Raw genomic sequence first — 346 nt, forward strand, 5'->3', positions numbered from 1 at the left:
GTTAGGCTTCCCCAATGGTCACGAAAGAAGTCGCTCACAAACTCGTCGCAGAAGCAGTCTGTGGAGAATTTGATTGGTTACCCGAAGGCGATGAAATAATAATTGTCGAACGTAATACCATCGAGAAGCCATGGGGCTGGGTCATCTTCCACACATCGAAATTGTGGCTAGATACAAATGACATTAAGTACGCAATAGCAGGCAATGCACCAATAATTGTGGAGCGAGAAACAGGCAAGCTCATTACAACTGGCACTGCCATGAGCATTGATAAATATATTGAAAATTACGAGAGAACGGGCAGTCCACATGCCTAACAACTGGTTCAAACCGTTCGCTTCGCTCA

General features: G+C 45.1%; 1 protein-coding gene. It reads left to right on the forward strand.

Features of this window, described 5'->3' with window-relative positions:
• Positions 1-14 precede the first annotated feature (14 nt).
• Positions 15-317, forward strand: coding sequence for a YrhB domain-containing protein (locus EA797_RS21630; protein WP_122169034.1), 303 nt, complete (start codon positions 15-17; stop codon positions 315-317).
• Positions 318-346 lie beyond the last annotated feature (29 nt).

Source organism: Stutzerimonas zhaodongensis (assembly GCF_003696365.1).
GTDB classification, from domain to species: Bacteria; Pseudomonadota; Gammaproteobacteria; order Pseudomonadales; family Pseudomonadaceae; genus Stutzerimonas; species Stutzerimonas zhaodongensis.

Coding starts and splice junctions, on each gene's coding strand:
- EA797_RS21630 (WP_122169034.1), top strand. CDS start 15: ATGGTCACGAAAGAAGTCGCTCACAAACTCGTCGCAGAAGCAGTCTGT.